Origin of the sequence: Candidatus Clostridium eludens (assembly GCF_045310515.1) — a bacterium.
In the GTDB taxonomy this organism is placed as follows: domain Bacteria; phylum Bacillota; class Clostridia; order Clostridiales; family Clostridiaceae; genus Clostridium_B; species Clostridium_B eludens.
The window spans coordinates 1-10137 of sequence record NZ_JBJHZX010000074.1; the positions used below are offsets into that span (position 1 = coordinate 1).

The window sequence follows — 10137 nt, forward strand, 5'->3', positions numbered from 1 at the left end:
AAGTCATAGTATTCATTGGGCCATAGAAACCATGAATTTTGCTGACAAATATTTATATGGCAGTGGGTAAAAATCTTAGCTAAATATTATTGCAATAAGAAGTAGGAGAAATATTTAATGTTACAGGGGTTAAGGCAAGGCAAATGGAGTATAGGGCTATGGAGAAAACAAGGCAGAGGAATTATATATTGAGAAGGTTAAAGGTGGAAAGTATACTATAGATAAAGCCCTTGATACAATTAATTTTGGATATAAGTATTTAGTTTAAGTAATTTAAATATAAAGAATCCCATCAAATTATTTTATTGTAATAAGTAAACAAAACAATTTTGAGGGATTCTTTATACTATAAAACTATTATGGTAATTTATTATAATATAACCGGTAATTGTGTATGTGATGTTAAATAATGATGTGAATTTTGTGTTATTTAGAAAAAAATTTTATAGACATCTGTTAGTGAAATTCATGTAAAAAAGTGCTAATCTTGCAAAGATAGCAGCACTTTTTTACTAAACATATTTTTAGTTGTTTTATTTTATTTTCTTATCTATAATCTTATCTACCAATTCTAAATAATCACCGTCATATTCAATTACCTTGTTAACAATCAAAAGGGCTATGCCATGCACTAAACTCCACATATATAGAGAATCTAAGTAATAGGATTCTTTATTATCAGAAATGGATTCAAGGTAATACTCACAGCTTTTTTTAAAAATATCAAAGGGGGTGCCTTCGGGATGTAGCAATTTATTATTTTTCACAAAAATAGGATATTTATGTTCAGTGAGAAATAAAAATTTTAAATACTCAGGATTTTCGATCATAAATTTTACGTAGGATCTTCCCATTTCAACAATTTGCAGCCTAGGATTATCCGGATATTTTTGTGTTGATTCTAACAGTGAAGTAGCAAAAGCTTGCGAAACCTCAAGAGCAATTGCATTAATTAACTCTTCCTTATTTTTAAAATGCTTATAGGGAGCATTATTGCTTACACCACACATGCTTGCAACCTTTCTTAGAGAAAAACCCTCTAAACCCTCTTTATTTAAAAGATCTAGCCCTTTGCTAATCATATCTTTTTTTAAAGTGCCATGATGGTAGGTATCTTTAGTCATTCTATTTGTCCTCCAAATTAAATTTATAAGAAAATTATAACATACTATGTTGACGGCGTAAACTTAGGTGTGTATAATGAAGTTATTAAGTTGACATCGTAAACTTATGTAATTAAGGAGGAGTTTTATGAGGATATTAATTGTAAGTGATAGTTCAACTAAAAATAATGTTGGACAAAATTTGGAGAATGAGTTAATAAATAAACTAAAGGATAGTACTTATAGTTATAAGCATTATAATGTAAAAGATGCTGAAATAAAACAATGTATAGGTTGCTTTAACTGTTGGTTAAAAACACCGGGAATTTGCATTTTTAATGATGTAACAAGGCATATATGTAAAAACGAGGTTAACAGTGATGTTTACATTATCTTAAGTGAAGTGAAATATGGTGGAGCCAGCCCACAGATCAAGCGAGTGTTGGATCGGAGTATATGCAAAATTCTTCCGTTTTTTAAGTGCATTAATGGAGAGCTGCATCATGCTCCACGTTATGAAAAATATCCTGAATATATTTATGTTGGCTACGGCAGTGACATTTCTATTGATGAGGAAGAAACTTTTAGGAAGCTTAGTCAGGCAAATGCAATAAATTTTCAAAAGGATAAGATGGAGGTCCATCTATGTAGAAAATCAGAAGAAATTGAAGATTTAGTTGCTGATATATTTAGGTTTATAAAACAAAAGGAGGTTGCAGTATAATGAAAAAGCTATATTTTGTAAATGGCAGTCCAAAGGTAAACAATAGTGTTTCTGAAGCTCTTATTGATAATCTCTATGCAATGATTCTGAATGACAATATAGAAGTAAATCGTGCTTCATTAAATAATAGGGTTAACTATGAAGACATTACAAATTCAGATATTCTTGTAATTGCTTCTCCTTTATATGTAGATTTATTGCCTTCAACAGTAATTGAGTTTCTAATGAACCTAGAACAACAAACTAAAAACATGAAAAAGTTAATACGAGTATATGCAGTAGTTAACTGTGGATTCTTTGAGGGAATTCAAAATAGACATGCACTTAGAATATTAGAGAATTTCTGTACTAAAGTAGGTTATGAATGGAGATTTGGGGTTGGAGTAGGCGCTGGTGAATTCATGAAAAATACCAAGTCAATCATTCCATTCAATAGTGAAATTAAGAAAGATGCTTATAATGCTTTCATGGAAATTAAGAAGGATATTGATAACGACTTTAAATATAATAAAGAAAACATTTTTACATCACCAAGGATATCTAAGGATATATTTATTTCTAATGGAAATGTGTATTGGATAGAGGCCGCTGAAAGAATGTCCATAAGCAAAGAGCAACTATATGCTAAAACATTATTAGAAAATGTATAAAAGGTACTTAAAAACATTGGTAGGAGTATTTATTCTCGAAGCATGTCTTAATGAATATAGGCTTTTGAATAAAGTCGTACAATTTAGGCTAGTAACATTATACAAGTAGCACTGTATAATGTTACTGAACAAGGGATAAAGTAAAAAACTTTATTTATTATGAAAATTATAGAGCAAAGGTGTCATTTAGCCGTTGCTCTTTCATATCCAATTTATAAGAATAAAAATATAATCGATTTATGTATTTTGTTTGAAAGTCGTAAAAGATGCATGTTTACTATTGAACTAGCTGCTAAGGAGGATGTTGTAAATCATTTTAGACATGAAATGGACCCCTTTTTCTTTAATAGTATTATTTTTATGATTATGTAGTAAAAATAATACTACTTTAATAATTGCATATTATACTATATTCTAGTACTAGATAGCCAATCAGCTTTATAAATCGAAAGGAGTAATTATTATATGAAAAAAATAGTAGCCTTCACCGGAAGTGGAAGAAAAGAGGGAAATACATCCACTATCGTTAATGAAGTTCTAAAAGGGGCAGCTGAGTTCAATGCTCAAATTAAGATCTATAATATTAAAGATATGGACATAAAACCCTGTCGAGGATGTTTCTACTGTAGAAAATTTGAACAATGTTGTATAAAAGATGATATGAATGAGGTCTTGAACGATATAAAAGAAGCAGATGCCGTAGTATTTAGTTCACCTATATATATGTGTCAAGTTAGTGGTCAAGTAAAACAATTAATGGACAGGCTTTATCCATTATTAAGTGGAGAATCTGGTAATTATGAATTAAGATATGGAGTAAAGGAGACTGTAGCGATATACTCTCAAGGAGCACCTAATGTAGATTCGTTTAAAGAATATATTGAACTTAATAACAGAGTTTTAAGCTTTCTTGGCCTTAATATAATAAATACCATAATATGCAGTGGAGCAAATGACCTAAAAGCTGTATTAGAAAACAAAGAATTATTATCAAAAGCATATGCAATTGGTAAAGAGCTGTCTATGTAATAATATGTGAAAAAACTTTAATTAATTTTAGGTTGTTGAATAATTATCTTCTCAAAATTTAGTTATTCGATAATCTAATAGATTTAAATTTTATTGTACAATATTCTTAACTTGTGTCACAAGTGTAATTTATTGTTTGTCAATTAAGCTTTCAGAAAGGAGTCAAATTTAATCCACCATTTCTTCTACAATTACAAACATAAGGTTAGGACAGCGCATGCTAAGTTAATGGTAAGGATTTCAAATGATGAAATATATAGGTGTTTTAAAGACAATAAGTCTACTGAAGTTTAGTTATCAGTAGACTTATTTTTGTTGTTACTAGATATTATAATTGGTTTAAAATTGAAGTATCAGAAATGTCACTATCATCATCTATAGTATTATTTTGTTGGTATAAATCTGAATTTATATATAGTTCGGGGTTTTCTGATAACATAGGGTTTTTCGATACTATTTGAGCTTGTTTTTCTATTTTGTTATAATAGGAAGATTTTTTAGCCGATATTAAGGCGGATTTTATAGAATTCTCTTGTTCTTGAGTAATAGTACCATTTGACACAAGTTTATCTAAAGGAAATTGTGATGTGGTATTTGAGTATGATGAAAAAGAATTTTTTGCTGAAATAAAAGCACTTTTAACGGAATTTTCTTGATCTGCAGTAATGGTACCGTTTGATACTAAATTATCTAATGTAGAATTAAACGTATCAGTAGTACTAGATGTTTGTGATGAATTTAGGGTACTTAACGCTCCAGGACTAAACATAACTGAATCCAAGCCTAAATCAGAGGCTGAATTATCCGTATTATCTGAATCTAATAATGGATTTTCAGAAACTTGGTTATTTGTAGTTAAAGCATTAGTATATAAGTAAGGAGTTAGAAAATCGATATTGTTGGACATATTTATTACACTTCCTTTGTAATTGTTTCTTGAATTATCGAACTAATTGTATTAAAGTAGATATATTTTGTATAGTGTTTTTAATTTATTAATATTTTAAATATGTAAATACTCTATAAGTAAGAATTCAAAGCATTTTAGAAAATTATTTGTAGAAAGATTAAGACAGAAATATATAGATGATATTGTGAGTTTAATAGTACAGTAAAAATATAGTGGTTTCAGTGGGTCACTATATTTTTTTGCCGATTATATCAATATATGCTTTGAAAAAGGAGGGTGATATACAATGTTAAATCCACCTATTAGTAGGATGGGAGGAAAGTCAAAATTAAGAAAAATTATAAAAAATATAGTATTCAATCATATTTTTTATAAGGAATAAAAAGCCAGTCAAGATAGGAATAAACCATCCCAACTAGCTCAATTTTATCTTATTTAACCACAACCGCAAGTTTTATCCCATAAAATATTAACTTTTTTAGTATAATTGCTATCATACGGATATTATAGACTAAAATATCAAATTCAGTTTCTTTTTCTATGTCTAGGTTAGTTTTTATTTATTAAACTTTGTTTTAACGCTTGTCCAATAATCCGGATTCTCAAGACCTAATCTCCAAATGGCAATACCCTTTAAATTATAAGAGTTAACTAAATCTAGCTTGTATCCTACACTCTGGCCATTCTCAAACCAAGCTGAGTGATATATACCTGATGCATCTGTATAATTAAAATATGGTGATTTGGATACATCATCCCACTTTACAGCAGCATTATTGGCAGATGCAAGATTATACATACCATTTATTCCATAAGCTTTTGCACCACTGGATGACCAGTCATATCCATAAGCTGCCATGCCCAGCATGATTTTCTCCCTTGGAATTACTGTAACTGCATATTTTACTACGTTTTCAACCCACCCTATAGAAGCAATCGGACCTGATGTTCCACCAGGATAATGTTCATCATAAGTCATTATAGCTATTTTATCACAATTCTTTGACAATTCGGCATAGTCATATGCTCCATTCCAACTATTTGTTGGACTATCACTTGTTTTTGCTGGTATTGAAAGAGTTAATGAATAACCTTGAGAGTTTAATATATTATACAGTTCTTTTACAAAGGTTGTGTAGTAACTTCTATCATAATAGAAAACTCCTTCAAGATTTACATTTACACCTTTATAACCATTAGTTTTTATTGCATTTAAAAGGTTATTTTCTAAAGTTTGCCTGTTTGTTTGATTTTCCAACACTGATTTTGCAATATTACCATCAAAATTATTTTGAATCATCGCATAGGTTGTAATTCCATTGCTGTTTGCATAGATAATTTGATTAGTAGGAATTAATCCGGAAATATTGCCAACACTATTAGTATTATAGGTTTGTGTTGCTATTTCATCAATAGTTAAAGTATTGACTGTCATTGAATTATAGGAGGAAGTATCTCCACTGTAATAATAAGTTGTAAAACCTAAAACCTGTTTTTGATTTGTAGTTAGTGTAGACGTTGGAGTAGTAGTTTTTATATGAACTGAATCTGGTGATTTACCATAACGATTATAAGCGCTAACAAAAAACCAGTACTGTGTATTAGCAGTCAATCCAGATTTTAGTAGACTTGTACTAGTAACAGTGGCAACCTTAGTATAGTTAGTATCGTTTGGTGTAGCCATATAAACATAATATCCTGATGCATTATATACGGAAGACCATTTTAGTGTTATAGAATTTGTACTAATATTAGAGGTAGTTAACCCTATTGGCGCCATTGGTACTAACTTATTTGATTTTGCTAATGCAAGTTGTGAGTTGAAAATTAAAGCCATGGCAATTAAAATAATTAATACAAAATTTCTTTTCATCCTCATTTGCAACCCTCCTCAAATTTTAGTTTTTAATTACATTAAAAGCTAAGTGAGTAGCGATACTGATTATGGGAATATTTAAATTGCGAAAGGATTGTAAATTATGGAGCTTATCTGATCATACACAAATAACTTTGTCTTGCCTAAGATACTCTAGCTATAGTTATTAACTCTTAATATATTTCTTCCATATGATGATCTAATTAACGTGAGTTGGATAAAAAACTTTAGTAATTTTAATAAATATGTAGAAAATTTAAGCTTTGAGAAAGTTAGTGAAAAGTATGATAGGGAGTATACTTTTTTCTATGCAGATTTTCCATATTTTGAAGCTACTTGGTACGGTAATGAGTTCAGAGAAAAGGAACATCTATTATTGAAAGATAAATTGTCAGATATAAAAGGCAAATTTTTATTGACTATCAATGATCATGAAAGAGTTAGAAAATGGTACAAGGACTTTAATATTAATATAAATGAAGTGGAAGTTCCTTATACAGTTAGTAAGGATGAAACTAGGAGGAGAAAGTTTAAAGAGTTGATTATAACTAATTATTGAAATAAAACTTAGCTTGTCAAATAACTAAATATGGAAATGTAAAATCTGACATTGTAACAGAATGTTTATAGTGTGTTTATAGAATTTTTACTTTAAAGTAATAAAATAATAAAGGAGCGTATTATTCTAAAATCTTCATAATCAGAAAGGAGGGATACAATTGATTAAAATGTTAGGAAATTTTTTAATATTTGCAGCGGTTGTCATAGTATGTCAACTAAATCCATGTAATGTGGCATTAGCCGATAATGTTTCTCATGTATCTGAAATTCAAACTACATCGATCCAAGATGCATCTAAACCTTCAACATTGCAGGATGCTTCTAATTCTTCAACGGTGGAAGATACTTTAAATCCTCCACAAGCAAATGCAGATAGCGTTAGCAATGTACCTTTAGATAAAACTTGGGTGATACAATTTAATGAACCCATAGATATATCTTCTGCCAAAAGCAGTGTGAAGATTATAGATACAAAAACTAACGAGGAAGTACCAATAAATATATCTTTAACCCAAAACAATTTCTATATAAATATATCGAGTATATCTCCCTATAACCCAGACAGCTATTATTTATTAAGTGTAGATAATAGTTTGACATCTACATATAATAGACATTTGAAAACTTCTTTTAGTATGACTTTTAAAACTGAGTCAATAATAACCTCTATAAGTGATATAAATGCAACTATAAACCAGGGAGATAGCTATACATTACCGGATGAAGTAACTGCAAATATGTCTGATGGAGAAAAAAAATCGGTAAGCATTACTTGGGACAAACCTCTGGATAATTTAGATGTGCCAGGAAACTATGTTTATCAGGGAGAAGTTGAAGGATACGATAAAAAAGTGAACTTAAATTTAGCAATAAATGCTTCTGATAAAAACACTTCTTCAAATGCTAATTCCTCATCCCCTTCAGGGGCTAGCTCTTCCACTTCAGATGCTAGTTCTTCATCCTCTTCGAGTGCTAGCTCTTCATCTTCTTCAAGTGTTAATTCCACAACTATGTGGATATGGGAGCTTCAAGATGAAGTGGATAAATACGGAGGGATAGACAACTTAATATCAAAATTAAAGTCCCTAGGAGTAACTAATGTGTGTATTAAATATCATGAAGGCTCAAGTCCTACAGGTGGAGGTATAGATTTCAGAGCTGATTTTTTAAAGTATGTAAACAATTTTAAAGAAGCAGGATTTGAAGTGGGCACCTGGGGGTATAATTATTTTAATTATGTTCAAGATGAGGCTAATTTAATAATAGATGCCCTTAATAATAGTGACTACTATATCTTTGATCCTGAAGATGACGTGGCAGGTAAAACAGAGCAAGCGGAAGAAGTATGCGAACTTGTAAGGAGTAAATGTCCTAATGCTGTTATTGGATATGCTTCCTTTCCAGTAGAAAGTTATCATCAGGATATACCCTATTCAGTTTTTAATAAGTATTGTGATTTTGCGGCACCTCAATGTTACTGGGGAGACATGCAGTGGTCAGTTACTGCATGTATAGATAAGATGCTTCAGGATTACAAGGATGATGGACTGGACAAGCCTATATATCCTTTAATACAAACCTACAATGTGAATTACAATGATTATGTATCTTATCTTGGATATAAATTCAAGAGTACAGGATTATGGTCACTTGATGACTTAGATAGTACATGTGAAGATTTTTTAACCAATCGAGGAAATGAATTGAGTAATTAAAAATAGATTAGTTGAGTAAAAGGCTATGCAATATCTTTTTACTAAGGTGATATTTGTAGCAATCCTTACAGAACCGGATTTGTAATTTATTATATGCGGCTCTTCATTAATACTCACTTAATCTGATGAATAATTAAGCTGTGTAATCTACGACATATAATGTTACTCAATAAGTCAATAGCACTAAAAACCTAGCGGGAAAAATCCTACTAGATTTTTAGTTTTGATGTTTAATAAATCACATAAATTTCACATAATTATTACATATTGTAGCCACAATTGACATTTATAATTTTTTTAGAAATATTGTAACCTCAAAATCCATAAGTATACTAACATGGTATCTATTGACATTGAGGGCAATATATAGTAGTCTTTCTTGTAAGCATGACCTAATTTATTATGACTTTCCTCTATATTGTTGGTTAAGTTTACTCGATATTTAAATTAATAAATTTTATGAAGGAGAATGAGCTATGAAAACTATATTGAAAAAAGTCCCAATTATATTGCTAGTAGCGTTAGTTGGATTTGGAGGCTCTACTGTCCATGGAGCTTCATCTCAGCCTATTACTAACGACCAGTATGTTTTATCTGGGTATTTTCCTAATAGAAATTTACGACAAAGTGGACAATTACAAGATACTGTGGCTACAACACAACTTCCTGCAAATACACAACAATCCAGTAATTGGGGAGGGTATATAGTTACACCTACATCTGATAGTAGCTATACTAGCGTCTCTGGTAGTTGGACAATCCCTAGTATTTCAGCAACCCAGCAAGATGCAGTTGCTGCACAATGGATTGGTTTGGGTGGAGTAAGTACTACAGATCTCCTCCAAATGGGGACTATAGAGGAAATACAAAATGGTCAACCTACAGCAGAGGTATTTTGGGAACAGTTACCGGATGTTGCTCAAAACGTACTAAGTGTTCCTATTGGTTCAACTATTAATGTTAGCATAGCTGAATCCTCAAGTTCTACATGGAATTTAACGTTTACTGCAAATACCCCTGATGGCCAGACACAAACTCAAACAATATCCACCACGTTAGATTCTTCCTATGATCAAGAAATTGGAACATCAGCAGAATGGATTAGTGAAGATCCTTCCAATACAGATGGACAACTGTTTCCTTTGGCAAATATGGGTACTGTAAAATACCAGTCAGCAATGGTTAATGGTCAAGCATTAAATGCGTCTGGTAATACTGTTCAACCTATTGCTATGGTATCAAGTAGTGGAGCTATTGTGATTTCTCCTTCTGAACTTGGTGCGGATGGTGAATCTTTTACTACGACAAATACTAACTCAACTTCAACTCGCAGATCTAGGCGAAGATTACCAAGACAAATTCTGAGACATAGCCGATCCTTCGAGATACAAATTAGTATTAACTAACATTTCGAATGATCTATAATCATTGCTAACGAAAAGCCGCTCATGAGCAGGAATGAAAGTAAGATGTAATAAAAGCCTCTACCTTTATGTAAAATGGAACCTATATAATAGACACTTTAAAAAAGACTATTTATATAGGTTCTTTTCTTGTACAATAAAGCAG

The 10137-nt window shown here is 30.8% G+C and carries 9 protein-coding genes; 6 read left to right on the forward strand and 3 right to left on the reverse strand.

The features are described 5' to 3' along the window. Window positions 1-533: 533 nt before the first annotated feature. Window positions 534-1124, reverse strand: coding sequence for a TetR/AcrR family transcriptional regulator (locus ACJDU8_RS24175; RefSeq protein WP_406794740.1), 591 nt, complete (start codon window positions 1122-1124; stop codon window positions 534-536). Window positions 1125-1251: 127 nt separating this feature from the next. On the opposite strand from ACJDU8_RS24175, the gene ACJDU8_RS24180 reads away from it, so the two are divergent. From ACJDU8_RS24180 to ACJDU8_RS24190, 3 genes are all read left to right on the forward strand, one after another. Then, complete coding sequence (locus ACJDU8_RS24180; RefSeq protein ID WP_406794742.1) at window positions 1252-1827, forward strand: NAD(P)H-dependent oxidoreductase; 576 nt, start codon at window positions 1252-1254, stop codon at window positions 1825-1827. Then, window positions 1827-2477 carry a flavodoxin gene (locus ACJDU8_RS24185; protein WP_406794743.1) on the forward strand — a complete coding sequence of 217 codons (651 nt, stop codon included), beginning with the start codon at window positions 1827-1829 and terminating at the stop codon, window positions 2475-2477. Before ACJDU8_RS24180 ends, ACJDU8_RS24185 begins: the two co-directional genes overlap by 1 nt. Before the next feature lie 465 nt (window positions 2478-2942). Then, complete coding sequence (locus ACJDU8_RS24190) at window positions 2943-3506, forward strand: flavodoxin family protein (RefSeq protein WP_406794744.1); 564 nt, start codon at window positions 2943-2945, stop codon at window positions 3504-3506. A 328-nt stretch (window positions 3507-3834) separates the two neighbouring features. Here the strand turns inward: ACJDU8_RS24190 and ACJDU8_RS24195 are convergent, their stop codons facing one another. Continuing rightward, window positions 3835-4413, reverse strand: a complete 579-nt coding sequence (locus tag ACJDU8_RS24195; protein ID WP_406794745.1) for a hypothetical protein — start codon at window positions 4411-4413, stop codon at window positions 3835-3837. 559 nt (window positions 4414-4972) lie between these two features. Further along, the gene (locus ACJDU8_RS24200; protein ID WP_406794746.1) at window positions 4973-6295 is read right to left on the reverse strand and encodes a glycosyl hydrolase family 18 protein; all 1323 of its coding nucleotides are present in this window, start codon (window positions 6293-6295) and stop codon (window positions 4973-4975) included. A gap of 175 nt (window positions 6296-6470) precedes the next feature. Here ACJDU8_RS24200 and ACJDU8_RS24205 point away from each other — a divergent pair, with 175 nt between their 5' ends. The 3 genes from ACJDU8_RS24205 (at window position 6471) to ACJDU8_RS24215 (ending at window position 9974) form a co-directional block, all read left to right on the forward strand. Next, on the forward strand, window positions 6471-6851 hold the full coding sequence (locus ACJDU8_RS24205) for a DNA adenine methylase (protein ID WP_479723079.1): 381 nt from the start codon (window positions 6471-6473) through the stop codon (window positions 6849-6851). 169 nt (window positions 6852-7020) lie between these two features. Then, window positions 7021-8568, forward strand: coding sequence for an Ig-like domain-containing protein (locus ACJDU8_RS24210; protein WP_406794748.1), 1548 nt, complete (start codon window positions 7021-7023; stop codon window positions 8566-8568). A 476-nt stretch (window positions 8569-9044) separates the two neighbouring features. Further along, entirely contained in the window at window positions 9045-9974 is a 930-nt protein-coding gene (locus ACJDU8_RS24215; RefSeq protein WP_406794747.1) for a G1 family glutamic endopeptidase, read from the forward strand. The last annotated feature ends 163 nt before the right edge of the window (window positions 9975-10137 follow it).

What these genes read in the sequence shown, in the direction of transcription:
- ACJDU8_RS24185 (WP_406794743.1), top strand. Translation starts at nt 1,827, where the DNA reads ATGAAAAAGCTATATTTTGTAAATGGCAGTCCAAAGGTAAACAATAGT.
- ACJDU8_RS24195 (WP_406794745.1), bottom strand. Translation starts at nt 4,413, where the DNA reads ATGTCCAACAATATCGATTTTCTAACTCCTTACTTATATACTAATGCT.
- ACJDU8_RS24175 (WP_406794740.1), bottom strand. Translation starts at nt 1,124, where the DNA reads ATGACTAAAGATACCTACCATCATGGCACTTTAAAAAAAGATATGATT.
- ACJDU8_RS24200 (WP_406794746.1), bottom strand. Translation starts at nt 6,295, where the DNA reads ATGAGGATGAAAAGAAATTTTGTATTAATTATTTTAATTGCCATGGCT.
- ACJDU8_RS24210 (WP_406794748.1), top strand. Translation starts at nt 7,021, where the DNA reads ATGTTAGGAAATTTTTTAATATTTGCAGCGGTTGTCATAGTATGTCAA.
- ACJDU8_RS24180 (WP_406794742.1), top strand. Translation starts at nt 1,252, where the DNA reads ATGAGGATATTAATTGTAAGTGATAGTTCAACTAAAAATAATGTTGGA.
- ACJDU8_RS24215 (WP_406794747.1), top strand. Translation starts at nt 9,045, where the DNA reads ATGAAAACTATATTGAAAAAAGTCCCAATTATATTGCTAGTAGCGTTA.
- ACJDU8_RS24190 (WP_406794744.1), top strand. Translation starts at nt 2,943, where the DNA reads ATGAAAAAAATAGTAGCCTTCACCGGAAGTGGAAGAAAAGAGGGAAAT.